Origin of the sequence: Sulfitobacter sp. D7, assembly GCF_003611275.1 — a bacterium.
Lineage (GTDB): Bacteria > Pseudomonadota > Alphaproteobacteria > Rhodobacterales > Rhodobacteraceae > Sulfitobacter > Sulfitobacter profundi.
Genome location: NZ_CP020694.1, coordinates 1801383 through 1825440 on the forward strand (window position 1 = coordinate 1801383; position 24058 = coordinate 1825440).

Annotated in this window: 25 protein-coding genes; 9 read left to right on the forward strand and 16 right to left on the reverse strand. The window is 62.2% G+C overall.

Annotated features, from left to right (window positions below):
* From B5M07_RS08695 to mazG, 4 genes are all read right to left on the reverse strand, one after another.
* Entirely contained in the window at positions 1 to 1410 is a 1410-nt protein-coding gene (locus tag B5M07_RS08695) for a protein adenylyltransferase SelO (protein ID WP_120351012.1), read from the reverse strand.
* Positions 1410 to 1859, reverse strand: a complete 450-nt coding sequence (locus B5M07_RS08700) for a GNAT family N-acetyltransferase (protein WP_067629022.1) — start codon at positions 1857 to 1859, stop codon at positions 1410 to 1412. Before B5M07_RS08700 ends, B5M07_RS08695 begins: the two co-directional genes overlap by 1 nt.
* Positions 1856 to 2797, reverse strand: a complete 942-nt coding sequence (locus B5M07_RS08705) for a nucleoside hydrolase (RefSeq protein WP_120351013.1) — start codon at positions 2795 to 2797, stop codon at positions 1856 to 1858. The genes B5M07_RS08700 and B5M07_RS08705 overlap by 4 nt, the downstream gene beginning before the upstream one ends.
* Before the next feature lie 77 nt (positions 2798 to 2874).
* The gene (gene mazG, locus B5M07_RS08710) at positions 2875 to 3699 is read right to left on the reverse strand and encodes a nucleoside triphosphate pyrophosphohydrolase (RefSeq protein ID WP_120351014.1); all 825 of its coding nucleotides are present in this window, start codon (positions 3697 to 3699) and stop codon (positions 2875 to 2877) included.
* Between the two features lie 64 nt (positions 3700 to 3763).
* On the opposite strand from mazG, the gene B5M07_RS08715 reads away from it, so the two are divergent.
* The 3 genes from B5M07_RS08715 to B5M07_RS08725 all read left to right on the forward strand — a co-directional run bounded on the left by B5M07_RS08715 (position 3764) and on the right by B5M07_RS08725 (position 6429).
* On the forward strand, positions 3764 to 4933 hold the full coding sequence (locus B5M07_RS08715) for a M20 aminoacylase family protein (RefSeq protein WP_120351015.1): 1170 nt from the start codon (positions 3764 to 3766) through the stop codon (positions 4931 to 4933).
* Positions 4933 to 5898 carry an agmatinase gene (gene speB, locus B5M07_RS08720; RefSeq protein WP_120351016.1) on the forward strand — a complete coding sequence of 322 codons (966 nt, stop codon included), beginning with the start codon at positions 4933 to 4935 and terminating at the stop codon, positions 5896 to 5898. Before B5M07_RS08715 ends, speB begins: the two co-directional genes overlap by 1 nt.
* A 105-nt stretch (positions 5899 to 6003) precedes the next feature.
* Complete coding sequence (locus B5M07_RS08725) at positions 6004 to 6429, forward strand: DUF1499 domain-containing protein (protein WP_120351017.1); 426 nt, start codon at positions 6004 to 6006, stop codon at positions 6427 to 6429.
* Here B5M07_RS08725 and B5M07_RS08730 read toward each other — a convergent pair.
* On the reverse strand, positions 6367 to 6666 hold the full coding sequence (locus tag B5M07_RS08730; RefSeq protein ID WP_120351018.1) for a hypothetical protein: 300 nt from the start codon (positions 6664 to 6666) through the stop codon (positions 6367 to 6369). The genes B5M07_RS08725 and B5M07_RS08730 overlap by 63 nt on opposite strands.
* Before the next feature lie 60 nt (positions 6667 to 6726).
* Here B5M07_RS08730 and prfA point away from each other — a divergent pair, with 60 nt between their 5' ends.
* From prfA to B5M07_RS08745, 3 genes are all read left to right on the forward strand, one after another.
* Positions 6727 to 7782, forward strand: coding sequence for a peptide chain release factor 1 (gene prfA / locus B5M07_RS08735; protein ID WP_120351019.1), 1056 nt, complete (start codon positions 6727 to 6729; stop codon positions 7780 to 7782).
* The gene (prmC, locus tag B5M07_RS08740) at positions 7779 to 8621 is read left to right on the forward strand and encodes a peptide chain release factor N(5)-glutamine methyltransferase (RefSeq protein WP_067629029.1); all 843 of its coding nucleotides are present in this window, start codon (positions 7779 to 7781) and stop codon (positions 8619 to 8621) included. Before prfA ends, prmC begins: the two co-directional genes overlap by 4 nt.
* A 209-nt stretch (positions 8622 to 8830) precedes the next feature.
* The gene (locus tag B5M07_RS08745) at positions 8831 to 9460 is read left to right on the forward strand and encodes a DUF4167 domain-containing protein (protein ID WP_120351020.1); all 630 of its coding nucleotides are present in this window, start codon (positions 8831 to 8833) and stop codon (positions 9458 to 9460) included.
* 63 nt (positions 9461 to 9523) lie between these two features.
* On the opposite strand, the gene B5M07_RS08750 is transcribed toward B5M07_RS08745, so the two are convergent.
* Genes B5M07_RS08750 through lptF form a run of 7 tightly spaced genes read right to left on the reverse strand, consistent with a single transcriptional unit; the run spans position 9524 to position 17535 of the window.
* The gene (locus B5M07_RS08750; protein WP_120351021.1) at positions 9524 to 10102 is read right to left on the reverse strand and encodes a hypothetical protein; all 579 of its coding nucleotides are present in this window, start codon (positions 10100 to 10102) and stop codon (positions 9524 to 9526) included.
* A 2-nt stretch (positions 10103 to 10104) separates the two neighbouring features.
* On the reverse strand, positions 10105 to 10947 hold the full coding sequence (gene rsmA, locus B5M07_RS08755) for a 16S rRNA (adenine(1518)-N(6)/adenine(1519)-N(6))-dimethyltransferase RsmA (protein ID WP_120351022.1): 843 nt from the start codon (positions 10945 to 10947) through the stop codon (positions 10105 to 10107).
* A complete protein-coding gene (gene pdxA / locus B5M07_RS08760) occupies positions 10944 to 11918 on the reverse strand; it encodes a 4-hydroxythreonine-4-phosphate dehydrogenase PdxA (protein ID WP_120351023.1) in 975 nt (324 codons plus the stop codon). The genes rsmA and pdxA overlap by 4 nt, the downstream gene beginning before the upstream one ends.
* Positions 11915 to 13153: a peptidylprolyl isomerase gene (locus tag B5M07_RS08765; protein ID WP_120351024.1), complete on the reverse strand. Its 1239-nt coding sequence runs from the start codon at positions 13151 to 13153 to the stop codon at positions 11915 to 11917. Before B5M07_RS08765 ends, pdxA begins: the two co-directional genes overlap by 4 nt.
* Positions 13141 to 15306, reverse strand: coding sequence for an LPS-assembly protein LptD (locus B5M07_RS08770; protein WP_120351025.1), 2166 nt, complete (start codon positions 15304 to 15306; stop codon positions 13141 to 13143). The genes B5M07_RS08765 and B5M07_RS08770 overlap by 13 nt, the downstream gene beginning before the upstream one ends.
* Position 15307: 1 nt before the next feature.
* A complete protein-coding gene (gene lptG / locus B5M07_RS08775; protein ID WP_120351026.1) occupies positions 15308 to 16405 on the reverse strand; it encodes an LPS export ABC transporter permease LptG in 1098 nt (365 codons plus the stop codon).
* Positions 16402 to 17535, reverse strand: coding sequence for an LPS export ABC transporter permease LptF (gene lptF, locus B5M07_RS08780; protein ID WP_120351027.1), 1134 nt, complete (start codon positions 17533 to 17535; stop codon positions 16402 to 16404). The genes lptG and lptF overlap by 4 nt, the downstream gene beginning before the upstream one ends.
* A gap of 131 nt (positions 17536 to 17666) precedes the next feature.
* On the opposite strand from lptF, the gene B5M07_RS08785 reads away from it, so the two are divergent.
* Both B5M07_RS08785 and B5M07_RS08790 read left to right on the forward strand, forming a co-directional pair.
* Positions 17667 to 19139: a leucyl aminopeptidase gene (locus tag B5M07_RS08785; protein ID WP_120351028.1), complete on the forward strand. Its 1473-nt coding sequence runs from the start codon at positions 17667 to 17669 to the stop codon at positions 19137 to 19139.
* Between the two features lie 7 nt (positions 19140 to 19146).
* Positions 19147 to 19605, forward strand: a complete 459-nt coding sequence (locus B5M07_RS08790; RefSeq protein WP_120351029.1) for a DNA polymerase III subunit chi — start codon at positions 19147 to 19149, stop codon at positions 19603 to 19605.
* A gap of 51 nt (positions 19606 to 19656) precedes the next feature.
* Here the strand turns inward: B5M07_RS08790 and B5M07_RS08795 are convergent, their stop codons facing one another.
* From B5M07_RS08795 to B5M07_RS08810, 4 genes are all read right to left on the reverse strand, one after another.
* The gene (locus B5M07_RS08795; protein ID WP_067629049.1) at positions 19657 to 20133 is read right to left on the reverse strand and encodes a hypothetical protein; all 477 of its coding nucleotides are present in this window, start codon (positions 20131 to 20133) and stop codon (positions 19657 to 19659) included.
* A gap of 150 nt (positions 20134 to 20283) precedes the next feature.
* The gene (locus tag B5M07_RS08800) at positions 20284 to 20865 is read right to left on the reverse strand and encodes a retropepsin-like aspartic protease family protein (protein ID WP_120351030.1); all 582 of its coding nucleotides are present in this window, start codon (positions 20863 to 20865) and stop codon (positions 20284 to 20286) included.
* A gap of 45 nt (positions 20866 to 20910) precedes the next feature.
* Positions 20911 to 21549 (reverse strand): MarC family protein, encoded by a 639-nt coding sequence (locus B5M07_RS08805; RefSeq protein ID WP_067629053.1) that lies wholly within the window; start codon positions 21547 to 21549, stop codon positions 20911 to 20913.
* 91 nt (positions 21550 to 21640) lie between these two features.
* Entirely contained in the window at positions 21641 to 23506 is a 1866-nt protein-coding gene (locus B5M07_RS08810; protein WP_067629091.1) for an ABC-F family ATP-binding cassette domain-containing protein, read from the reverse strand.
* Between the two features lie 106 nt (positions 23507 to 23612).
* Here B5M07_RS08810 and ndk point away from each other — a divergent pair, with 106 nt between their 5' ends.
* Positions 23613 to 24035, forward strand: coding sequence for a nucleoside-diphosphate kinase (ndk, locus tag B5M07_RS08815; protein WP_067266630.1), 423 nt, complete (start codon positions 23613 to 23615; stop codon positions 24033 to 24035).
* The last annotated feature ends 23 nt before the right edge of the window (positions 24036 to 24058 follow it).

Consider the following 24058-nt stretch of genomic DNA (forward strand, 5'->3'; position numbering starts at 1 on the left):
TCAGGTCCCGCAGAAGGTCGCCGGGACGATCTCATCTTCGGTCGGCGGGCGCTGAAGCTCGGGATCGGTCTCTTCAAAGGGCGTCGCCAGCGCTGTCATCAACCGCTCGAACGGGGCCATGTCGCCCGCAACGGCGGCTTCGATCATCTGCTCAATCCGGTGGTTGCGCGGGATCACGGCGGGGTTCGCCGCCTGCATGACCGCCTGCGGGTCCGGCTCATCCTTGATCCGGCTGCGCCAGTTTTCGGCCCATGCGTCAAAGGCATCGCCGTTGGTAAAGTGATCACGCGCTTGATCGGTCCCAAGGGCGCGGAACGTGTTGGTGAAATCCGAGCCGTCCGTTTGCATCAGGCTCAGCAGTTCGTTGATCAGATCCACATCCTCGGGTCGAGGATTGGAAATTCCGAGTTTGGCCGCAAAACGCCGCAGCCATGCGGCTTCGACCAACTCGGGCAAGTCATGTACGATTTCGGTGGCGTCTTCGACGGCGGTCTCTTTGTCGTCCATCTGCTGTAAAAGCGAGGTCGCAAGCTGCGCCATGTTCCACACAACGATCTGCGGTTGATTGCCGTAGGCATATCGGCCCTGCCGGTCGATGGAACTGAACACACGGCCCTGATGAAAGGCATCCATAAAGGCGCAGGGGCCATAGTCGATCGTCTCGCCCGAGATGCTGCAATTATCGGTGTTCATCACCCCGTGGATAAAGCCGAAGGACATCCACTGCGCCACCAGCTCTGCCTGCGCGGCACAGACCGCGCGCAGAAGGTCAAGCGGACCCTCGGCATCGGGATAATGCCGCGCAATGGCATAGTCGGTGAGGGTTTTGAGCGCCTCCGTCTCTCCGCGATGGGCAAAGACTTGAAAGGTGCCGACGCGCAGATGGCTTGCGGCGACGCGGGTGACGATGGCGCCGGGCAGAGGGCCGCTTTCGCGCAGGATCGGCTCGCCTGTGGCGACAGCAGCCAGAGCGCGGGTGGTCGGCACGCCGAGCGCATGCATCGCCTCGCTGATTAGATATTCGCGCAGCACCGGCCCAACCCAAGCGCGGCCATCGCCCATACGCGAATAGGGCGTCGGGCCGGAGCCTTTGAGCTGAATGTCACGGCGCTTGCCGACGCTGTCGACGACCTCGCCCAGCAGGATCGCACGGCCATCGCCAAGCTGCGGGTTGAAATTGCCGAACTGATGCCCGGCGTAAAGCTGCGCCAAGGGGGCCGCCCCTGCGGGCACCTGATTGCCGCCGAAAACCTGCGCGCGGGTCTTTGCATCGCCGCCTTCGATTTCCAGCGACGCCGCCAGATCGTCGTTCCATGCCAAGAGCTTGGGCTCTTTTACCGGCGTCGGGTCGAGCCGGGTAAAGAACCCGTCGGGCAGGGTGGCATAGCTGTTATCAAAGGGAATACGCATCACAGTTTCCGAGACATAAGCATGTAATCCTCGCGGGGGCGGAAGCCCGCACGGGTATAGACTTTGAGCGCCGCTTTATTGGTGCGGTCCACCTCAAGATGGATGGCGCGCAACCCGCCTGCGGCAAGCGCCCGTGGCAGAGCGATCAGCGCTTCCGAGGCAATGCCGCGCCCCCGCACGCCGGGACGGACGTAGATTTCATCAATGATGGCGTCCAGCCCGCCGAATTCAACCGACCAGCCGAAACAGATCACCACATAGCCAATCGGCGCGCGGGGCGGGCCGATCAGATAGGCGGCCCCATGGGGGATCCCCTCCAGCAGCGGCGCCAATCCGTTGCGGCGCTGCTCGTCGGTCATCTCAATGCCCGCTTCGGCGTGAAAGGCCGTGACCAGCCCGACTAATTTATCAAGATGCTCAGGCGCGCCGAGGGTGAGATGTGCGCTCATAGACGGGCCAGCCTTTCGGTAAGCAGCGCAAAGAACCCATCGGCATCAAGGTCGCCCACGAAAAGCGCGTTGGGCGCGCGGTCTGTCACGCCCCACCAATCGGCTACGGTCATGCCCATGGTCAGTTCAGACACAGTCTCGATCTCGACGTTGATATGGCGACCTTTGAACAGATCGGGGTTGATTAGATAGGCGGTGACGCAAGGGTCATGCAACGGCGCGCCTTCGGAGCCGTATTTCTCTTTGTCGAACCGCTCGAAGAAATCGGTCATTTCGGCCACGGCGACACCCACCGGCGTGCCAATCGCGCGGAAGGCATCGTTGCGCGGTTTGGTGACCAGGGCCTTATGGGTCACGTCCAGCGGCATCACGACGATGGGAATACCTGATTTAAACACGATGTCAGCGGCTTGCGGGTCGACGTAGATGTTGAACTCCGCCGTGGGGGTAATATTGCCCCCTTCGAAATAGCCACCGCCCATCAACACGATCTCTTGCACCCTCTCGGCGATATCGGGCGCCTTTTGCAGGGCGGTCGCAATATTGGTGAGCGGGCCCAAGGGGCAGAGGGTCACGCTGCCTGCGGGATGGGCACGGATCTGTTCGATGATGAAATCGACGCCATGCCCCTCGGCCAGCGGCATGGTGGGGTCGGGCAGGTCGGGGCCATCAAGGCCGGTCTTGCCGTGCACATGTTCTGCCGTCACCAAGTCACGGCCCAGCGGGCGGTCGCAACCGGCAAAGACGTTTACATCCCGGTGCCCCGCCAATTCGCAGACGATGCGCGCGTTTTTCGAGGTCAGCTCCAGTGGCACGTTGCCCGCGACACAGGTGATGCCCAGCACGTCGATCTCTTCGGGGCTGGCCAGCGCAAGGAGGATCGCGACGGCGTCGTCCTGTCCGGGGTCGGTGTCGATGATGATTTTGCGCGGGGTCATGGGCTTACTTTCGTCAAATTGCTTGGGGCAGAGCCTTGCCGGAGGCTCATGTCTTTGTCCAGCCGCAGGCCCGGCGATTAGCCGCGTTCCGCCAGTTTCACGGCATCCCAAAGCGCATCCATCTCAGACAGATCACTGTCTTGCGGGGTTTTGCCCATGGCCGCGAGCCGCGTTTCAATCCCTTCAAACCGGCGGGTGAATTTGGCGTTTGCAGCGCGCAGGGCGGCTTCGGGATCAAGCCCAAGGTGGCGGCCGAGATTGGCCATCACAAACAGCAGATCGCCGTATTCCTCCTCAACCTCGGCCTGCGAAAGCGTATCTTTCGCCTCGACCAATTCGGCGGCCTCTTCGGTGATTTTGTCCAGCACCTGTGTCGTCTCGGGCCAATCAAAGCCGACCCGCGCTGCGCGTTTTTGCAATTTCATCGCGCGCAACAAAGCGGGCAGGCCAATCGCCACCCCGTCCAGCGTGCCGCCCTGTGCTTTGCCAGCGCGCTCTGCGGCTTTGATCTTTTCCCAATCGGCGGTTTGCTGTTCGGCGCTCTTGTCGCGGGATTCGTCGCCAAAGACATGCGGGTGGCGCGCCACCATCTTATCGCTGATGTTGCGCACCACAGATTGAAAGGTGAAATGCCCCGCTTCTTCGCCCATGGCCGTGTGATAGACCGATTGCAGCAGCAGATCGCCCAGTTCGCCCTCAAGTTCCGCCCAATCGCGGTGGGCAATGGCATCGGCAACTTCATATGCCTCTTCAATGGTATAGGGGGCGATACTGTCGAAATCCTGCTCGATATCCCAGGGACAGCCCGTCTCGGGATCGCGCAGGCGGCGCATGATTTCCAGCAGCCGTTCAATGCCAGCATCGGAATCGTGAATGAGATCGGCTTTTGTGTCGTCCGGCATTGCAGGCCCCGTATGTCTGGTGTCAGATGCACCCTGACCAAACCAACCCCAAGGAGTCCAGCCCATGCCCGTGGTAAACCGCATCAACGCCTTTGCGGAGGATATGACAGCGTGGCGGCGCCATTTGCATACGATCCCCGAGTTGGATCTGGAATGTCATGAGACTGCCGCCTTTGTCGCCGAACGGCTGCGGGAATTTGGCGTCGATGAACTGCACGAAGGCATCGCGACAACCGGTCTGGTTGCCATCATCAACGGACAAGGCGCAGGGCCGACAATCGGCCTGCGCGCCGATATGGATGCTCTGCCCATACATGAAGCGACAGGCAAGGACTACGCCAGCACCCGCATGGGCAAAATGCACGCCTGCGGGCATGACGGGCATACCACGATGTTGCTGGGCGCCGCGCGTTATTTGGCCGAAACACGCAATTTTTCGGGCCGGGTGGCGCTAATCTTTCAACCTGCTGAGGAGGCCAGCGGCGGCGCTGGTATCATGGTCGACGAAGGCATCATGGAGCGGTTCGACATCGCGCAGGTCTACGGCATCCACAACATGCCCGGGTTGGACGAAGGTGCGTTTTTCACCACCCCGGGGCCGTTCATGGCAGCGGTGGACGAGTTTCACATTCACATCAAGGGCAAAGGCGGCCATGGCGCGATGCCCCATGACACCCGCGATCCTGTGGTGGCGGCCTGCGGCATCGCCACAGCGATCCAGACCATCGTCAGCCGCAATCATCTCGCCTCGCAGGATTTGGTGGTCTCGGTCACGCAAATCCACACCGGCAGCGCCGATAACATCATTCCTGAGACCGCTTATATCAACGGAACCGTGCGCACCTTTGACCGCGAGGTGCAGGAGATGGTGATGCGCCGCATGCAGCAGATCGTGGACGGGCAGGCGGCAAGCTATGACGTTTCAGCAGAGCTGGTCTATGAGGTCGGCTATCCCGCCACGGTCAACGATCCCGCCAAGACCGAAACCGCGATCGCGGCGGCAAGCGAAGTGGTGGGCGCGGACCGCGTGTATGGCGACTATGGCCGCGAAATGGGCGCGGAAGATTTCAGCTTTATGCTTGAAAAACGCCCCGGTGCCTATCTGTTCCTCGGGACCGGTAAGGGCGCGGGGCTGCACCATCCGGAATACGACTTCAACGACGAGATCGCGCCGCTCGGCGCATCCTTTTTCGCCCGCATCGTTGAGCGGGCACAGCCAGCAGGAGGCAAGTAATGGCACTGGAAGACGCGGCCAAACAGATGGATATGGCCTTTACCCGCGAGGACCTCAAAGGGCCGAGCTATGAGCTGACCTTTGGCGGTGCGACCTCCTTCCTGCGACGCAAATACACCAAAGATCTGACCGGCGTGGACATTGCCGTAACCGGCGTGCCCTTTGACCAAGCGGTGACCAATCGCCCCGGCACCCGCCTTGGCCCCCGCGCCATCCGCGAGGCGAGCGCGCTGCAAGCGCCCGACGCGCCCTATGGCTGGGACTTTGACGTGCTGAGCGAATTCGCCATCGCGGATTATGGCGATCTGGCTTTCGACTATGGCCATGTCAGCCAGTTTCCGGCGGCACTCACTGCGCATATCAAGACCATTCTGGATGCCGGTGCGGCCTCGGTCGTGCTGGGCGGGGATCACTATATCTCCTTCCCGATCCTCAAGGCCTATGCCGAAAAATACGGGCCGATCAGCCTGTTACAGTTCGACGCTCACACCGATACATGGGCCGACGACGACATGGACCGGATCGATCACGGCACCATGTTCTACAAGGCCGTGAAGTCCGGTATCGTCGATCCCGCGACCAGCGTGCAGGTCGGCATCCGCACCACCAACGAAGACACGATGGGCGTCAACATCATCGACGCACGTGAGGTGCATGAGAAGGGGCCGCAGGCGACCGTGGCCAAGATCAAAGAGGTCCTTGGCGATCGAGCTTGCTATCTGACCTTTGATATCGACGCGCTTGATCCGGCCTTTGCCCCCGGCACCGGCACGCCGGTCTGGGGTGGGCTGACCTCGGCGCAGACCTCGATCATGCTGCGCGATCTGGCCGGGATCAACATCATGGGCGGCGACGTGGTTGAGGTCTCTCCGCCCTTCGACACCACAGGCGCGACAGCGATCGCGGGCGCGCATGTCGCGACCGAGATTCTGTCGTTGCTGGGCCACCGCATGAGAACCGCGTGAGCGAAGGCCACAACTTCATCGGGCAGCCCTCAGGCTTGGGGGCCGCCCACCTCACCGCGACCACCTGCGTCGCCTCAAATCGCCGACCTTTGAAAGGTGCTTAAAATGCTGTTCTGGATCATCGTGATCGCCCTCGTCGCCTTGGTGGCCTATGTCCGATTTGCGCCAACCGATATCGCGCGTTGGCATGCGCAGGCCGAAGGGCAAAAGATGGGCAAGACCCAAGGCACCAACAGCTATATCTGGCGCGCACCGGTTGACGGCGACGGGCAAGAGACTTTGGCGCAGCTTGATAGTGCCATCATGCAGACCCCGCGTACCGAGGTCGTCGCCGGATCACTGGCCGAGGGGCAGGTCACCTATGTCACCCGCACGAAATTGATGGGCTATCCAGATTTCACCACCATCGGCGTCTACGGCGCTGATCCGCGCTACATGGAAGTCTATGGCCGCTCGCGCTTTGGCCGGTCAGATCTGGGTGTCAACGCCAAACGGGTCAACGGCTGGCTCGCTCAGATTGAGGCGCGATGACAGGCAGCCTTGCTGCACCTCGCGCCACATCGGCACGTTGAGCGACATCTGACATTGCGCCATGAACATGCGCCCACCGACCTGTAGGCAGATAGTTTCACCCAGTTCCACACGGGCGCCGGTGCTGTTGGTGCAATAGCAATCAATCGTCTTGCCGCCCGGCGCTTTGACATCCGCAAGGGCAGGGTGCAGGGCCGTCAGGGCCACAAGGCAGGTGAGCGGCAAGATGTGTTTCATAGCCCATGATAGCATAAGCCGCCTCTTGACCAAAGCTTTTGCATAAGCGACAGGAACCCCATGATCCCGATGCACCGCCTCGCGCAAATCTCGCAACGCTTCCAGTTTTTGGAGGCCAGCATGTCTGCTGGCTCCGATGGGGCCGATTTTGCAGCCCTCGCCAAAGAATACAGTGATTTGAAGCCCGTGGTGGATCAAATCGACCTTTACCAGCAGCTTCAGCGCGACCTTGAAGAAGCCCAAGAGATGCTGAAAGACCCCGAGATGGCCGAGCTTGCGCGCGAGGAATTGCCGCGTCTACGCGCCCGACTGCCCGAGGTTGAAGGCGCGCTTCAATTGGCGCTGCTGCCGCGCGACGCGGCCGATGCAAAACCCGCGATGCTAGAGATCCGCCCCGGCACCGGCGGCGACGAAGCGGCCCTATTCGCGGCCGACTTGCTGCGCATGTATCAGCGCTATGCAGAGGCGCGCGGTTGGGGGTTTGACCTGATCGAAAGCCAGATGACCGAATTGGGCGGCGTCAAAGAAGTCGTCGCTCATATCACTGGCCAAAACGTTTTCGCCCGCCTGAAATTTGAAAGCGGCGTGCACCGCGTGCAGCGCGTGCCCTCAACCGAAAGCGGCGGGCGTATCCATACCTCGGCAGCCACCGTGGCGGTGCTGCCCGAAGCCGAGGACGTGGATATCGAGATCAACGCAAATGACCTGCGGATCGATACAATGCGCTCCTCGGGTGCGGGCGGCCAGCACGTTAATACCACCGATTCCGCCGTGCGCATCACCCATATCCCAACCGGGATCGTGGTGACCTCATCCGAGAAATCCCAGCACCGCAACCGCGACAAGGCAATGCAGGTGCTCAAAGCGCGGCTCTATGACATGGAGCGCAGCCGGATCGACAGCGCACGGTCCGCCGACCGCGCGGCGCAGGTGGGCACGGGAGACCGGTCCGAGCGAATCCGAACCTATAATTTCCCCCAAGGGCGGATGACCGATCACCGGATCAACCTAACGCTGTACCGGCTTGAGGCCGTGATGCAGGGCGATCTGGATGAGATCGTCGATGCGCTGACCGCCGACGCCCAAGCGCGGCAACTGTCGGAGATGGAGGGGTGAGCCCCCAGACCGCGGCCCAAGCCATGGCCGCCGCGGCCGGGCGGCTCCGGGCGGCGGGCGTGCCCGATCCGGCGCGGGATGCGCGGCTTTTGTTGGCCCATGCCGCCGCCGTGGATGCCGCCCGCGTGACCCTGATCGCGCCCGAGGAAATCGCCCCCGAGGTCGCCGAACGCTTTGAGCAGCTAATCGCCCTGCGGGCCGTGCGGGTACCGGTCTCACAACTCATTGGACGGCGGGCATTCTATGGCCGCGACTTTGCGATCAGCCGCGATGTGCTTGACCCGCGGCCAGAGACGGAAACCCTGATTGATCTGGCCCTCGGCAATGATTTCTCCCGCATTCTGGACCTTGGTACCGGGTCGGGCTGTATCCTCGTCACCCTGCTGGCCGAAAGGGCGCGCGCGACGGGGCTGGGCGTTGACCTTTCCGAAGCCGCCTGCCTTCAGGCCAGCGCCAATGCGGTTCAGCATGGGGTGGCCGAGCGGGCCGACATCCGTCAATCCGATTGGTTCAGCGCCGTTGACGGGCGCTTTGATCTGATCTTGTCGAACCCACCCTATCTGGCTGCCGATGAAATGGCAGCGGTCTCTCCGGAACTGCGTCAGCACGAGCCAGAGATGGCGCTGACCGATGGGCAGGACGGGCTGAGCATCTATCGCATCATCGCCGCCGAGGCGCAGGGCTATCTCACGCCCGAAGGCCGGGTCATGGTCGAAATCGGCTGGCAACAGGGTGAAGCGGTGCAGGAAATCTTTGCCGCCGCAGGCTGGGGACGGGTGACGCTGGCGCATGATCTGGATGGGCGGCCAAGGGTCGTTTCAGCCGATAAACCGGCGTGAAATCGCGAAAAAACGGCTCTTTGGCGGGTTCAGCGGCAGTTTCTTCTTGCCCAAGCCTGTCTGGCATGGTTAGTCAGGGGTGTTGCAGCGGTGGATGCCATAGGCGGTCCCGCGCGGCACTATGCCCAACATATCGCTTAGGCCGGGTTCAAGACGTGCTTTGCACCCCCCGGTGAACGACACACAGCACACAAGGCTGACATCATTCCATGAATTCTCCCAGATCACGCTCCCGGTCGAAGAATAACCGCAAACGCTCGTCGCAAGGTGGCGGCGGCAATGTCGTCAACCGTGTTTTTGACAGCTCCGGCCCCGAGGGTAAGGTGCGCGGCACGCCGCAGCAGGTTATCGAGAAATACAACCAGCTGGCCCGCGATGCACAGTTGAGCAATGACCGTGTTGCGGCCGAGAACTTTCAACAGCACGCCGAGCATTATCTGCGTCTGCTGAGCGAAGCGCAGCGCGAGGTGGATCAGCGCCGCGAAGAGCAAGAGCGCCAGAACCGTGAGCGCCAAGCCGAGCGGGATCGCGAGCGTGCAGAGCGTCAGGAGCGCGAAGCGCAGCAGGGCGGAAATCAACCTCAGGGCAATCAGTCTCAGGGAAACCAACCGCAAGGCGATCAGCCAAAAGCGGAGAAACAGCCCGAGCAAGAGCCCGCTCAGCAGCAAGCCGAGGCCGAAACGAACAGCGAAGAGAGCACGCTGGTCGACACGCCCGAGAGCAAGCCCAAGCCGAAACGCGCTCCGCGTCGCAAGCCCAAGCCGAAAGGGGCAGAGACACAGCCGCAGGACAATGGCAGCGATGGCGACGGTAACGACACTGCCAAAGCCGCAGAATAACAAAAGCCCCGCAAATTGCGGGGCTTTTTCGTGTGGGCCATTGGTAGGGCGCGCGGGGTGGGCTTACCCTTCCATCCCCGCCTGCACATATCTGACACGCCCGTTACGCCGCAGCACTTCTTCACGCGGCTCCCAGTCGTAGCGCGGGTCGCTCATGACCGGCGACCAGAACAACTCGCCGCCCTGCCGCCATGGATCAAGGACAAGCCCTGCCTCCATCTGGGCACCCGCCGCCGAGATGATGGCCGTCGAATGATCCAGCAACAATCGCGAGTCGCCATTGGCGATGGCGCGGTGCATGTCGAGCGTGGCGAAATCTTCGGCCAACAGCCGTTTCTCCAGATCCTCTGCCCAATGCCAACACAGGCCCCGTGGCTTGCTGCCGTTGTTGACCTTCACGTTATGGATCAGCGGCGGGTCGGTGATTTGATAGGCAATCGCCAGCTCATGGGTATGACGGTAGGCGATCCGCGCTGCACGGGCGGCCTCTGCCGGGTCCACACTGGGCGAGAGTTCTGTAATGGCACGGGTCAGCGCCGAAATATCGGCCTCAGTCCCCAGTGGTGGTGGCCCGTTGCGGGGCAAGGCACAGGCGGAAAGCGTCAGCAGCAGCGTGCAGACGAGCAATAGACGGTAGAACATTTTCACCCCTTGGCGATTTCACGGGCAAGGGCGCAGAAGCCCTCTAGCGGCACCTGCTCGGCCCGGTCGGTGGGTTTCAGCCCGGCGGCGTGAAGGCGATCTTCGATATCCGGCGCGGCGCCCTTGAGGGCCGAGCGCAGCATCTTGCGACGTTGATTGAACGCCATCGCGACCACGCGGCTGAGCACGGCGGGATCAGCCGGATAGCGCGGCTCGGGCAGGGCGGTCAGATGCACCACACTCGACGAGACCTTTGGCGGCGGTGTGAAAGCCCCCGGCGGCAATTGCATGACGATACGCGCATCGCTGCGCCATTGCGCCAGCACGGCCAGCCGCCCATAGGCTTTGGAGCCGGGCGTCGCGACGATCCGCTCGGCCACTTCGCGTTGGAACATCAGCGTCAGGCTTTGCCAAAACGGCGGCCACTCAGGCGGGGTGAGCCAGCGCACCAGCAACTCGGTCCCGACGTTATAGGGCAGGTTGGCGGCCACGCGGATCGGCGGGGTCAGATGGCTCAGCGGGTCGATCTCCAGCGCGTCGCCTTCGATCACCGTCAGGCGACCGGGGTAATATTCCGCCACCTCGGCCAGCGCGGGCAGGCAGCGGCGGTCCTTCTCGATCGCCAGCACGTGCCGCGCGCCCTCGGCCAGCAGCCCACGGGTGAGGCCACCGGGGCCGGGGCCGATTTCCAGCACGTCGCAATCGGCCATATCCCCCGCTTGCCGCGCGATTTTGGCCGTGAGGTTCAGGTCCAGCAGGAAGTTCTGGCCCAGCGATTTCCGCGCGGCCAGTTCGTGGGTGTTGATCACCTCGCGCAGCGGCGGAAGGTTGTCGATTGCACTCATGTTTTTTGGCCCATCTGCCATGCCAGTTTGATCGCTTCGATCATGCTGGTCGGGTTGGCGCGCCCTTGGCCCGCGATGTCAAAGGCGGTGCCGTGATCGGGGGAGGTGCGCACGAAAGGCAACCCCAGCGTCACATTCACCCCCCGGTCAAAGTCCAACGTCTTGATCGGGATCAGCGCTTGGTCGTGATACATCGCTACTGCCGCGTCATAGCCTGCGCGGGCGCGGGCGTGGAACATCGTATCGGCGGGCAGCGGCCCGGCCAGGGCATAGCCTTCGCCTTGCATTTCGATAATCAGCGGCGCGATCCAGTCGATCTCTTGCTGCCCCATGCTGCCGCCTTCGCCCGCGTGGGGGTTCAGCCCGGCCACAGCAATGCGCGGACGTTCAACACCGAAACGGCTCTGCAATTCCTGCGCCGTGATCTCAATCGTGCGGCGCAGGCCCGCGGCTGTCAGCGCCTGCGGCACCTGATCCAACGCGATGTGGATCGTGGCGGGCACGACGCGCAACTGGTCAGAGGCCAGCATCATCACCACGTCGTCGACACCAGCAAGTGCTGCGAGATATTCGGTATGGCCGGGGTAGGCGAAATTCGCGCCGTCCTGCAGCGCCTTCTTGTGGATCGGCGCGGTGCAGATGGCACAAGCGGCCCCCGTTTGCACCAGATCGACTGCGCGGGCGATCACGTCAATCACCCCCTGCGCATGGCCGGGCTGCGGCACCCCGGCGAGCGCGGCACTGTCAAAAGCGTGAGGCAACACAGGCAGCGCATCGGCATTTGGCCAGCCCACATCATCCGCACTGTCGATCACACGGTGGGGCACATCCTTGGGCAGGTGGCGCGGGTCGCCGATCCAGAACATCGGGATGTCAGACGAAAGCGCCGCCCAAGCACGGGCGGCGATCTCTGGGCCGATACCTGCGGGTTCACCGCAGGTGATGGCCACCGGCCGGGAGGGGCCGCTCATTGGCGGGTGATACGGGCTTCGGCGCGGGCCTGTTCCAACAGTTGCGTGGCGTAGCCCTCAAGCTTGCGCTGCCGGATTGAGCTTACCACCGCGTCGCGGTTCACATCGGCATTGGCCGCCGTGGTGCGGTTGCACAGCATCAGGAACACCAACGTCTCCCCATTGGCACGGGTCAGCGTGGTCGAGACTTCGCCGGGGTCGAGTTTGGCCAGTTCGATGGCCACGTCCTGCGGAATCTCTGCCGGTGCCTTTGAGCCGCGGTCGAGCACATTGGCGGGCTGGCCCTTGGCAACACCGTAAAGGTCATCACATTGATCTACCTGACCGCGCAGCTGCGCCGCGCGCGACAGGGCGGCCTCGGACCGGCCACCGGGGATGTAATAGGCGGCGTAGTCAATCTCGGAATATTCAACGCTGGGCTTGCCAGTCTCTTCGATGCCGCGCAGCTGGAACAGGGCCACGGCGTTGGGGATCGGCAGCGGGGCCGTCACCTCACCGGGGGCAAGCGCCAGCAGGATCGGGCGCAGGCTGGCGGGCAGATTTTCAAGCGGGGTCCAAGGCATCTTGCCGCCGCGCCCGCGTGAGGCGGTGGCGGAATATTGGCTCGCATAGGAGGAAAACTCAGCCTCAGTCCGGCTTTGCGCGATCCGCGCGGCCAGCGCATTCACCTGATCGGCGTTCTGCGGCGGGGCGGGGATGATGATCTCGGACAAAAGCACGCGCAGGCCATTGTTGCCCCGGCTGCTGCCAAGGGCGCGGTCGACCTCTTCGTCGGTGATGTCGACGCGGCCATTATAGCGCGCGCGGATCAGATCACGCCACGCGGCGCTGATCACGATGAAGTCACGAAAGGTCTCTTCCGAGATCTGCGCCTGACCCAGAACCTTGAGAAATTCTTCGGTCGTCAGATCCGCGCGGCTGGCAAATTCGGACATGCCGGATTGAATGCCCTCTGGCGTGACTTCGAGCCCGGCTTGGTCAAGCACTTGCCCGCGCAGCCGGTCGTCGATCAGACTGTCGATCACGCTGTTGGTATCCGTTCCCGGTGCGCCGATCAGCTGCATGAAACGCTGCCGCTGCTGGACTTCGTAACCGGTAATGACCTCATCGTTGACACGGGCCACGGGCGCAAAAAGGTTCTGCGCCGCTGCGGATTGGCCGACGACCAACGCAAGGGCGAGCGCTGCAGTGCCACGGATCCCGGCACGGACTGTCTGTTTCGTTACTTCCCACATGAGCGTACGTATCTTTCTGTTCCGGTGTTTGCGGCAAAGCCCCTGAGGCCGATGTTAAAACCGATATCCGTTGAGGGCTCAACACTTGTTGAGGATGAATAGCTGCGGTTAACGGAAAGGTCGACCTGCACGCATTCATTGTTGTAGCTCAGGCCAAGACCTGCCGTCGCGGCGCGTTCATCAGCGAGGTCGAACCGCCATTCGGCCGAAGCTTGCCATTGGCTGTTGATCGAATAGCTGCCGTCAAAGGTGATCTCTGACACATCTTCGTCGCGGTCCTCTGCGGCGTCTTCATGCAGCCAGACATAGCTGCCCGCGATCTGCCCGCGTTTGAAATCCCAGATGCCGCGCAGCTCAGCCTTGGCGACTTCGAAATCATCATCGATCAACCCGCGCCCAATGAGCGCCAAACCGTCGTCGCTGCGCAATTGCCCGGCCAGCAGGAAATCGGAATGGGTGCCCTGCAACCCCGAGCTAAAGGTGAAGGCATCATCGGCCTTGGCCCGGATGACCTGCCCGAAAGAAAAGCTGGTATCCAAACCGGTCGGATCAATCCGCGCCCAGTTCACACCGAAAGCCGCGACCGCACCGCGTTCACGCCGGTCGGGGCGCGGAAAGCGGCTGAGCGACAAGAAGTTGCCCTCGTCATATTCGACCAGCGTGCTTTCCTCATTCGGGATATTGAGCCGGTCCCCCCCGGTCCAGCCGAACTGCACAATCGGTTCGAACTGTTGCACCACACCGCGCGCCTCGCGGCGCTGCATGGGGTAGCGAAATGCAACAGAGGCATGCGGGACGAGGTCGTAGTGCCGCTCACTGTAAAAGGCATCCTGCGCGATGTTGAACAGACCAAAGCTCGCCCCGGCCCGGAGATCGGTGACCAGACCGTTGCCAAAGGTAAAGCGCCGCAGCCATTCAGCCTCGCCATTGAGCCGCGACACATCGCGCCCGTCTGCTTCGCCATCGCCGTCGCCATCGGTGCTGAGATCAGAGGCCCGGCGGTGGCTATGGGCCTCAAGCGTCAGACGAACTTCGCCGCCAAGTGACGTGGGGAAATAGCGCCGCTGGTGTTCGCCGTCCAAGACCAGATTGGGCAACAGATCATTGTCTTCGCCATCGCGCAGCGACTGGTAGTTCAGCAGGCTTGCCCGGACATATTGATCCCGCCGCGCGCGGCTGACGGTCAACTCGCTGGTCAGGCGGTCCTTGTCGGAATAGCCGTAGTCACTGAGGTAGGACCGGTCGCTGGTGACCTCGATCCCGAAGTAAAGTTTGTAGTCCCGCCGCAGATCGAAGGTGCCGGTGCCAAACAGGTAGCCACGGGTTTCACCCGGCTCCAATTCGTCATCGGTGATCGCGCCGTCAAAGTCGATCCGGCCAGAAACGAAAGCCTGACGGTAGCGGAATTCAAGCGTGCGGGTTTCGGCGGAAAGATAGGGCGTCAGCGTCAGATCGCGGTGATCGCCAATCTTGATGAAATAGGGCAGTTTCAGCCCCACGCCCAATTGCGAGGTTGAGCGCACCGAGGGGGCGAGAAAGCCGGTTGCGCGGTCCAATGTCGGGTCGGGCAGGCGCAGGCGCGGCAGATAGGCGACGGGCACGTTTTTGATGCGAAACTGCGCCTCGTCAAAGTAAAGCTGCTGGGCCAGTTGGTCATGCACCACCCGTTTGGCGCGGATTTGCCAAAGTGGCGTTTCGCCATCTTCGCATACTTTGCAAGAGGTTACGGCGGCTTTGTAAAGTTGACTATAGCGCCCTTCGACCCGGTTGATCTGCACGGCAGCGAGCTGCAATTGCTGTTCAAGGATCATCCGCGCGCCGCGCAGCAGCCCCGATTGCAACCCCGCATCGAGGGAGGCCGCATCGGCGAGGATCGTGGTATTCTCGCCCTCCGACAGCACAATTGGCCCTTCGATGCTGAGCGCGCCGGTGGCCTGATCATAGCGGATCGCCGTGGCGCGCAGCCGCGTCTCACCTTGGAAGGCTTCGACATTTCCCTGCGCAACCAAGACCTTGTCACGGGTAATGAACACCTGATCGGCCACCAGAACGGCGGGGCGGTCGCTGGCCGGGGCGGTCTGTGCGCTGACCGTCAGCGGCGCGAAAGTCAGGGGCGCAAAAGTAAGGGCAAGTCCAACAAGGGCCGCGCGCATGTCAGCCATCCTCCGCGTGCAAAAGCAGGCCTAACGCCAGAAAAATCGCGGCCACGGGCGGTGCCCAAGCGGCGAGTATCACGGGGATCTGGCCGTTTTCGCCAAGGATCTGTGCGAAACTGCGAATGAAATACAAACCGAACCCCAGCAAAATCGAGGCCAGCACAGCAACGCCGGTCCCCCCAAAGCGGGTATGGCGCATGGTGAATGCGCTCGCAACCAGAACCATGGCGACCAGAAAGAAGGGCCGCGCCAGTTCGGCCTGCAACCAGACCTCATGCTGGCGCGTGCTGAAACCCGCCTGTTCCAACTGGCGGATGAACTCTGGCAGCTCGTAGATGGACACGGCAGCCACCCGGCCAATGCTCTCGCGGATGCGCTCAACGGTCAGGGATGAGGGGATGGTCAGGGTCTCATGCTCTTCAGAGGCGCCTTCGGCGTTCACCCCGGCCTCCAGCGGCCAAATCTTGGCCCCGGTCAATTCCCAGTCGCCACCGCTCAGCTGCGCGCTTTCGGCTTCGATCCGGCGGATCGGACCTTTCTCGGCGTCATAGCTGATGATCGTCACATTATAGAGAACGGAGGCATCGCTGTTGGTGCGCCACGCGCGAATGACCGATTGGCCTTCTTCCGTGCCCTGACGCAGCCAAAGCCCCTCGTCGCTCACCGACAGGGCCGAGCGACCGTTGGAGCGGTATTTCTGGGTCAGTTGCTCGGCCCGTTCACTGGTCGCGGCGACGATGGGGTTGAGAAAGGCCACCGCCAACGTGCCGATGATCAGCGCCACCACCACCGGTGCCACCAGCGCGCGCAGGGCAGAGCGGCCTGCGGCACGGGTCACCACCAACTCCGAGGACCGCGCAAGACCGATGAAAAGCGCCACCGTGGCAAGGATCATGATCAGCGGCAGGATCATATTGATGGTCTGCGGCATGTGCAGCAGCGTCATCCCCAAGACCTGATCCCAGCCCACATCATCATCGGCAAAGCGCCGGGCCTGATCCACACCATCGACCAGCATCACCAAGGCGGCCAGCACGCCGGTGATGACGAGAAAGCTCATGAAAAAGCGGCGGGCGAAGTAGAGATGGAGGATCATGCGGCCGCCCCTTTGCCACGTAGCCGCCGCCTTATCCAGCGCGGATGTGCCGCCTGCCATAGCATTGCCAGCGTCAGCACGGCCCCGATAAGCGAGGGCAGGTAGGCCAGCGGCCAAAGGGCCGCGGTCTCACGGATTTGCACCACCATCGTGCCCCGCAGCCCGTCAATGGCGATGAGCAGGCCAAAGGCGATCACCGCCTCGCGCCAGACGCCAAAACGGGAAAAGCCGCCAAGGATCAAAGTGGCAAAACCGATCATCGCCGCGACGAGGCAAAACAGCGGTTGCGCAAAACGGCCATGCAGCTCTTCGGCGACGACGCCCGCTGTGGTGTCGGTTTGCGCCGCAACCTCGCCCCAATTCCAAAGCAGATCGGGCGTCACCATGGCGCTGACCGACGGGTCGATCGCATCGCCACTGCTCACCAAGGGAGAAATATCAAAGGAAAAGTCGCGGAATTTGGCCGTGGCCAAACGGTTGCGTTCGGTGTCCAGCCGCTGCGCCATACCGCTGAGCATGATCAGCGTCGTGCTATCGCCATTGCGCGCCAGATAGGCTTCGGCGGCGGTATAGATCACCCCCTCATTGGCCTTGCGCCGATCCGACAGAAAAACATCACGCAGCACTCCATCGTTGTCGATGGCCCGAGTGTAGAAGGTCACATCGTCGGAAGGGTGTAGAAAAGTCCCCTCTGTCAGCAGCCGCGCGGTGAGATTGCGCGAGATCTCAGCCTCGCGCTGTTTCAACTGACCCTGCGCCATGGGCACCAGAAAATGGCTGAGCACCGTCATCATCACCGCCACACACAGCCCGAAGACAAAGACAGGCCAAGCCAACCGCCATGGGCCCGAGCCTGCGGCCTGCAGCACGGTCAACTCAGATTCGCCCGACATGCGGTTGGTCACATAGACCGAAGCGGCAAAGGTCGCGATGGGCAGGACGGTGACGATGAGCTTGGGCAGGCCAAGGGCCGTGAACTCCAAAAACACCAGTGCAGATTGGCCATCGCCGATCAAACGGTCGAAAAGGACCACCGCCCGGTTGATCCAGAACAGCGCCACAAGCACCAGAGCGAAAAAGCCGAACATAACCAGAAGTTGCGACAGCATGTAGCGGTCAATTCTTGCCACTCTGATCCCCCGAGATGCTCTGACGGCCTTTGCGCAGATCGTAAAGCAATTCGCGGGGCGGGAAAACTGCTATCTGGCCATGCGCGGCGCGCCGCGATAGGTCTGGGGCAAAATCAACCATGAGGCATGCCATGACCGATCTGACCCCCATCACTTTCGCCGAGACCGACATCGACCGTATCGCGGGGCATTCCGGGCGGATCGCGGTGTTTCTTGAGCCTGAAGGGCGGCTCGATGCCGGCGCGCGGCGGGTCAATCGGCTGACCAAAGGCGCCTTGCAGCGGCTGATGGAAGGTGAGCGTTTCGCAGCGCTGAAACCCGGTGACATGCTCAGCATGGGCTATCCCGCTGGCATGGCAGCAGAGGCGGTGGACGTGATCCACATGCCGCGCCGGACCGATGTGATGACCGCGCGCAAAGCCGGGGCCGCGCTGGCCAAGCGCCGGGGCGACAGTGATCTTTTGCTGCTTACCGCCGCGACCCGCCGGGTGGCGGATGTGGCCTTTGGTTTGGCGATGCGGGACTATGGGTTCGAGGATCACAAATCCGCCCCCAAGCCGCGTAAAGGCAGTGTTGAGGTGATGTGCTCCAAACCCGAGGAGGCCCGCGAGGCCGCAGCGCCGTTGATGGCGGTGGCCGAGGGCGCTTTCATGACGCGCGATCTAACCAACGCGCCTGCCAACATCCTGACCACAACCAATTTTGCCGAACGTCTGGCGGAAATGGAGAGCTTGGGCCTTAAAGTTGAAGTGCTGGATGAGGAAGAGCTTGCAAGCCTTGGTATGCGCACGCTTTTGTCTGTGGGGCAGGGGTCTGACAGCCCTTCCAAAGTCGTCGTGATGCGGTGGGATGGCGGCACAGATGATGCGGCCCCGCTGGCGCTGGTCGGTAAGGGCGTTGTCTTTGACACCGGCGGCATCAGCCTCAAACCCGGCGCGGGCATGGAAGACATGACCATGGACATGGGCGGCGCAGGCGTTGTTTCGGGCGTGATGCGCACGCTGGCGCTGCGCAAGGCCAAGGCGAATGTTGTCGGACTGGTGGGCATCGTCGAAAACATGCCCTCGGGCAATGCGACCCGTCCGGGCGACGTGATTACCACTATGAAGGGCGACACGGTTGAGGTCATCAACACCGACGCCGAGGGGCGTTTGGTGCTCTGCGATGTGATGTGGTACGCACAGGACCGCTTCAAACCTGCGGCGATGATCGATCTGGCCACGCTGACCGGTGCGGTTATTATCGGGCTGGGTCATGAAAACGCGGGCGTCTTCTCAAACGACGATGAGCTGTGCAACGCGTTCCTAAAAGCCGCTGAGAACGAAGGCGAAGGCGCCTGGCGGATGCCTTTGGGCCAAGGCTATGACGATCAGTTGAAAAGCCGTATCGCTGATATGAAAAACATTGGGGGGCGTCCGGCGGGGTCGATCACCGCGGCGCAATTTCTCAAGCGTTTCGTCAAGGATGAGACGCCATGGATCCACCTCGACATCGCTGGGGTCGCCTCGCTGAAGTCCGAGAGCACATTGGCCCCCGCGGGCGCGACGGGCTGGGGCGTGGCGGCGCTGAACCGACTGGTCGCCGACCGTTTCGAGAAGGGCTGAGCCGGATATGGGGGCGGCTTACTTCTACCACCTGACCCAGCGACCTCTGGTCGAGACGCTGACGATGCTGCTGGAAAAGTCGCTCGCCAACGGGTGGCGCGTGGCCCTGCGCGGGACCGATCATGCGGGGCTGCAAGCGCTTGACCGGGCGCTTTGGACCTATTCGGACGACAGTTTTCTGCCCCATGGCATGGCGGGCGGGCCGCAGGATGCAGAGCAACCGGTGTTGCTGACCTTGGAGGATGGCACGCCCAATCGCGCGGACTGTTTGATGGCGGTGCATGGTGCCGATGTCACCGCCGAAGAGATCGCGTCGCTGCAACGGGTCTGCGTATTGTTCGACGGGCATGACCCCGTGGCGCTGGATCAAGCACGCGGCCTGTGGAAGCGGCTGAAATCCGAAGGCGCGTCGGCGCAATATTGGTCTGAGGAAAGTGGTCGCTGGGAAAAGAAGGCCGAGACCTAAAGGCCAGCGGAGCAGGGGCAGGGCCGCAAGGCCGCCGCCCCTGACTGCTGGTCAGGCCGCTTTGTCGAGGGCGGGTTTCGCGGCAGCCGTGGCTTTGCTTGCGGTGGCCTCTGGCGCATCCGGTTCGACCTTGCTGACGTAGGATTTGGCAGCTTCGACCGCGCTGTTGTTCACCGGTGCGATCGTATCCAGCAAGGCGCGGGTGCGCTGGCTGTCGACGCTGCGCTGTGCAGCCGCACGGGCAAAGGCTTCGTTATCCGCTGTCGTGGCCTTTGGGGCCGTCTCGGTCGGCTTTGCCTGTGCTACGGCTTGCACCGCTTCGGTCTTGGCCGGGGCTTGCACGGACTGAGGTTTGGACGCCTCTTGGGCTGCCGCGCTGTTTTGCGTGGTCTGCCCTTCGCTGGCGGGTTTTGCTTCTGCCTGCGGGGCTTCGTTCTTGGTTTTCTCAGGCTTTTCAGCCTTTTCCGCCTTGGCGGGTTTGTTGCTTTGTTGGTAGGCAGTTGACCCACCCATAATATTGGTCAGCATAGCAGCACGTTCTCCAAAATTGGGTACAGTTGTGCCTTACAGATATCTGCCCAAAAGGGCGGAAACCTGTTCAATTCACGGCGAATGCGGCGTCATTTTGCGGCGAGTTTGATTCTTCTTTTCGCATTTCGGGCAAGGTTCTGCCCCAAATCACCGGCTCAAGCGCAGCTCACCGCCGCTGATCTCGATCCGGCCCCAGCGTTGCAGGTATCCCATCCCCAAAAGCGATTGGGACATGACCCCGTCATTCACCACCGCGGGAACATTGCGGTCAACCGCCTCGCCCACCACGACCTCGTCCAGCCGCACGAAAGCGGTGCGCGTCTCGCCATTGGCGGTGCCCGCGCGGCCAAGGTAATCAAGCCCCTCGGGGTCAATGCCAATCCGCGCGGCGTCGGATTTGGTCAAGACGATATCAGACGCGCCGGTGTCGAAGACGAAACGCACCGAAGCACCGTTGATCTGGGCCATCAGGTAGTAATGCCCATCGCGCCCGCGCGGCAGGACGATCTCACCCTCTTGGTTGACGGAGAGCTGTTGGCGGGCGGTGTCGCGGGTGATGTCTTGCCACAGGCCGACCCCGGCCGCCGCGCCGGTAAAGATCAGCCCCCAGACCGCCGCCTGTTGCAGCGTCTTGTTCATATTGGGCCGGCTTTGCAAAAAGAACCAGCCCGCCAGCATCGCCAGCAAAACGATGAGGTAGATCAGATGTGCTGTATCGATTTCGGCCATGAATGCGCCCCCTTACACCTCATATAGGAAGGGGCCGGGCAAATGTCAGCCGGGCGTCGGGCCGGGGCCAAAACCAAAGGCCGCCAGCCCGTCGAGCACGAATTGAACCGAGAGGGCCGCCAGCAACATGCCCAGCAGACGGGTGATGATGTTGATGCCGGTCTTGCCCATCGCCCGCTCTAGCGCGCCGCTGACCTGCATCGTCAACGCCATGACCACCAGCGTCAGCGCGGTGATCACGATGATGGTCAGCAGCCCTTCGCCGCCCGGTTTTTCACCCGTCAGCAGGATCACCGAGGCGATGGAGCCGGGGCCAGCGATCAGCGGAATGGCCATAGGGAAAACCGACGGATCGTCGTGGTCATCCTCATCCGCGCGGTCTTCGCGGCGTTTGGTGCGGCGGTCGAACAGCATGTCGAGCGCGGTGATGAACAAAAGAATGCCGCCCGCCACACGGAAGGCGGGCATCGAGATGCCGATAAAGCCCAGCACCGCCTCGCCAAAGGCGGCAAAGATCAACAGCACCAAGCCCGCCACACCCACCGCGCGCCATGCGATCAGGCGGCGTTGTGCATTGCTCATCCCACGGGTCAAGGCAAGGAAGACCGGCGCGATGGCGATGGGGTCGATCACCACGAACATCGTGACGAGGGCGGTGATCATATAGGCGGTGTCGAGGGTCATAGGTCTTCCTTGGCGCGGGGCTTCTTGCCAGAATGCACGAGGGCCGCCCCTTAGGCGACCCCCGCGATGTGATAAATTGGGCCTTGCTGGGTCAGGCTGTGGCTTTCTCCAGCTTTTCTTGCGCGCCGACCCAGAGGCTCTCCGCACGCTCCAGCGCTTCCATCACTTCAGCGTATTTCTTGTTCCAGACCTCAAGCTCGCCGGTCTTGGCATCTTCGTAGAGCGCCGGATCGGCCAGTTTCTTGGCCAGCTTGTCGCGCATCTCGTTGATCTTTTCCATCCGCGCTTCGGCCTTGCGGACTTCGCTGCGCAGGGCCAGCACCTCATCGCGGCTGGCGCGTTTGGGTTTGGGGGCTTCTTTGGGCTGTTTCGATGGGTTCTTGCTGACAGGCTTTTCGGGTGTCAGCAGCATCTTGCGATAGGCTTCGAGGTCTTCCTCATAGGGTTTGACCGTGCCGTTCGATACAAGCCAAAGCCGGTCGGCCACCAGCGACAATAGGTGCATGTCGTGGCTGACAAGGATCACCGCACCCGAGTAGCGCGTCAGCGCCTCGACCAGCGCCTCGCGGCTTTCGATGTCGAGGTGGTTGGTCGGCTCATCGAGGATCAGCAGATGCGGGGCGTGCAGCGTGGCCAGCAGCAGCGAAAGCCGCGCCTTCTGCCCGCCTGACAGTCGGCCCACCTCGGTCTCGGCCTGTTCCGGGCCAAGACCAAAGCCCGCCAATTGCGCGCGCAGTTTCGATTGCATCACACCGGGGCGGGCGGCGATCATATGTTGCAGCGGCGTCTCTTCGACGATCAGCTCGTCCACTTGGTGCTGGGCAAAGAAGCCCACCCGCAGCTTGGAGGAGTTGACCTGCCGCCCGGCCATCAGCGGCAAACGGTCCGACAAAAGCTTGGCCAGCGTTGATTTGCCCTGACCGTTCTTGCCCAAGAGCGCGATACGGTCGTCTTGGTCGATGCGCAGGTTCAGACGGGTCAGCACCGGGTTGTCGTCGCTATAGCCGACCGAGCCGTTCTCGATATTGATAATCGGCGGCGAGAGTTCCTCGGGCTCAGGGAAGGTGAAGACCTTGCGCGCCACATCCTCGGGCGCGGTGATCATGTCCATCTTCTCGATCATCTTCAGGCGCGATTGCGCCTGTTTCGCCTTGGAGGCTTTGGCCTTGAAGCGATCCACGAAGCTTTGCATGTGATCGCGGCGTGCCTGTTGTTTCTTGGCCATCGCCGCCTGCAACGCGCGTTTCTCGGCGCGCTGGCGGGCGAATTGGTCATAGGGACCCTGATAATACGTCAGCTTGCGGTCTTCGAGGTGCAAGATACCGCCCACGGCGCGGTTCAACAGACCGCGGTCGTGGCTGATGATCAGCACCGTATGCGGGTACTTTGCCAGATAGCTTTCCAGCCACAGCGCACCTTCAAGGTCGAGGTAGTTGGTCGGCTCGTCGAGCAGCAGCAGGTCAGGCTGGGCAAAAAGTACGGCGGCCAGCGCCACGCGCATCCGCCAACCGCCGGAAAAGGCAGAGCAGGGCATCTGTTGTTCTTCGTCGTCAAAGCCCAGACCTTTGAGGATCGACGCGGCGCGGCCTTCGGCGGACCAAGCGTCGATATCGGCCAGACGGGTCTGGATGTCGGCGATGCGGGTCGGGTCTTCGGCGGTTTCGGCCTCTAGCATCAGCCGGGCACGCTCCACATCGGCAGCCAGCACCGTGTCGATCAACGAGGTCTCGGATGAGGGCACTTCCTGCGCCACGCCGCCGATCTTGGCGCGGGACGGCAGAGAGATGTCGCCACTGTCGAGCGACAGCTCGCCACGAATGATCTTGAACAGCGTGGTCTTGCCCGCGCCATTGCGCCCGACGATGCCCACCTTGTGGCCCTCGGGGATCACGGCGGAGGCTTCCTCAAACAGAGGGCGGCCTTCGACGGAGTAGTTGATTTCTGAAATGCGTAACATGCACGCCGTTTGGAGCAAGCCGGGCCGAAGGTCAATCACGGCTTTTCATGTGTTAGACCCCATGCTAGGGAGCGCGCAAATCAACACCCGCTATGGAGTACAGCCAATGGCCCTCGAACGCACTTTCTCGATCATCAAGCCCGACGCAACCCGCCGCAACCTGACCGGCGCCATCGTCAAGAAATTCGAAGACGCTGGCCTGCGCGTTGTCGCACAAAAGCGCATCCACCTGACAAAGGCGCAGGCGGGCGAGTTCTACAAGGTGCACGCTGAGCGTCCCTTCTACGACGAACTGTGCGAGTTCATGGCCTCCGCGCCGATCGTTGCTCAGGTTCTCGAAGGTGAAAACGCCATCGCGAAAAACCGCGAAGTCATGGGCGCCACCAACCCTGCGGACGCCGCCGAAGGCACCATCCGCGCAGAATTCGCTGAAAGCGTTGGCGAAAACTCCGTGCACGGTTCCGACGCACCGGAAACCGCAGCGGTTGAGATCGCCTACTTCTTCTCCGGTCTGGAACTGGTCGGCTAAGCCACCATTCTTCGGAAAACGAT

Coding starts and splice junctions, on each gene's coding strand:
- B5M07_RS08695 (WP_120351012.1), bottom strand. CDS start 1,410: ATGCGTATTCCCTTTGATAACAGCTATGCCACCCTGCCCGACGGGTTC.
- B5M07_RS08700 (WP_067629022.1), bottom strand. CDS start 1,859: ATGAGCGCACATCTCACCCTCGGCGCGCCTGAGCATCTTGATAAATTA.
- B5M07_RS08705 (WP_120351013.1), bottom strand. CDS start 2,797: ATGACCCCGCGCAAAATCATCATCGACACCGACCCCGGACAGGACGAC.
- mazG (WP_120351014.1), bottom strand. CDS start 3,699: ATGCCGGACGACACAAAAGCCGATCTCATTCACGATTCCGATGCTGGC.
- B5M07_RS08715 (WP_120351015.1), top strand. CDS start 3,764: ATGCCCGTGGTAAACCGCATCAACGCCTTTGCGGAGGATATGACAGCG.
- speB (WP_120351016.1), top strand. CDS start 4,933: ATGGCACTGGAAGACGCGGCCAAACAGATGGATATGGCCTTTACCCGC.
- B5M07_RS08725 (WP_120351017.1), top strand. CDS start 6,004: ATGCTGTTCTGGATCATCGTGATCGCCCTCGTCGCCTTGGTGGCCTAT.
- B5M07_RS08730 (WP_120351018.1), bottom strand. CDS start 6,666: ATGAAACACATCTTGCCGCTCACCTGCCTTGTGGCCCTGACGGCCCTG.
- prfA (WP_120351019.1), top strand. CDS start 6,727: ATGATCCCGATGCACCGCCTCGCGCAAATCTCGCAACGCTTCCAGTTT.
- B5M07_RS08745 (WP_120351020.1), top strand. CDS start 8,831: ATGAATTCTCCCAGATCACGCTCCCGGTCGAAGAATAACCGCAAACGC.
- B5M07_RS08750 (WP_120351021.1), bottom strand. CDS start 10,102: ATGTTCTACCGTCTATTGCTCGTCTGCACGCTGCTGCTGACGCTTTCC.
- rsmA (WP_120351022.1), bottom strand. CDS start 10,947: ATGAGTGCAATCGACAACCTTCCGCCGCTGCGCGAGGTGATCAACACC.
- pdxA (WP_120351023.1), bottom strand. CDS start 11,918: ATGAGCGGCCCCTCCCGGCCGGTGGCCATCACCTGCGGTGAACCCGCA.
- B5M07_RS08765 (WP_120351024.1), bottom strand. CDS start 13,153: ATGTGGGAAGTAACGAAACAGACAGTCCGTGCCGGGATCCGTGGCACT.
- B5M07_RS08770 (WP_120351025.1), bottom strand. CDS start 15,306: ATGCGCGCGGCCCTTGTTGGACTTGCCCTTACTTTTGCGCCCCTGACT.
- lptG (WP_120351026.1), bottom strand. CDS start 16,405: ATGATCCTCCATCTCTACTTCGCCCGCCGCTTTTTCATGAGCTTTCTC.
- B5M07_RS08785 (WP_120351028.1), top strand. CDS start 17,667: ATGACCGATCTGACCCCCATCACTTTCGCCGAGACCGACATCGACCGT.
- B5M07_RS08790 (WP_120351029.1), top strand. CDS start 19,147: ATGGGGGCGGCTTACTTCTACCACCTGACCCAGCGACCTCTGGTCGAG.
- B5M07_RS08795 (WP_067629049.1), bottom strand. CDS start 20,133: ATGCTGACCAATATTATGGGTGGGTCAACTGCCTACCAACAAAGCAAC.
- B5M07_RS08800 (WP_120351030.1), bottom strand. CDS start 20,865: ATGGCCGAAATCGATACAGCACATCTGATCTACCTCATCGTTTTGCTG.
- B5M07_RS08805 (WP_067629053.1), bottom strand. CDS start 21,549: ATGACCCTCGACACCGCCTATATGATCACCGCCCTCGTCACGATGTTC.
- B5M07_RS08810 (WP_067629091.1), bottom strand. CDS start 23,506: ATGTTACGCATTTCAGAAATCAACTACTCCGTCGAAGGCCGCCCTCTG.
- ndk (WP_067266630.1), top strand. CDS start 23,613: ATGGCCCTCGAACGCACTTTCTCGATCATCAAGCCCGACGCAACCCGC.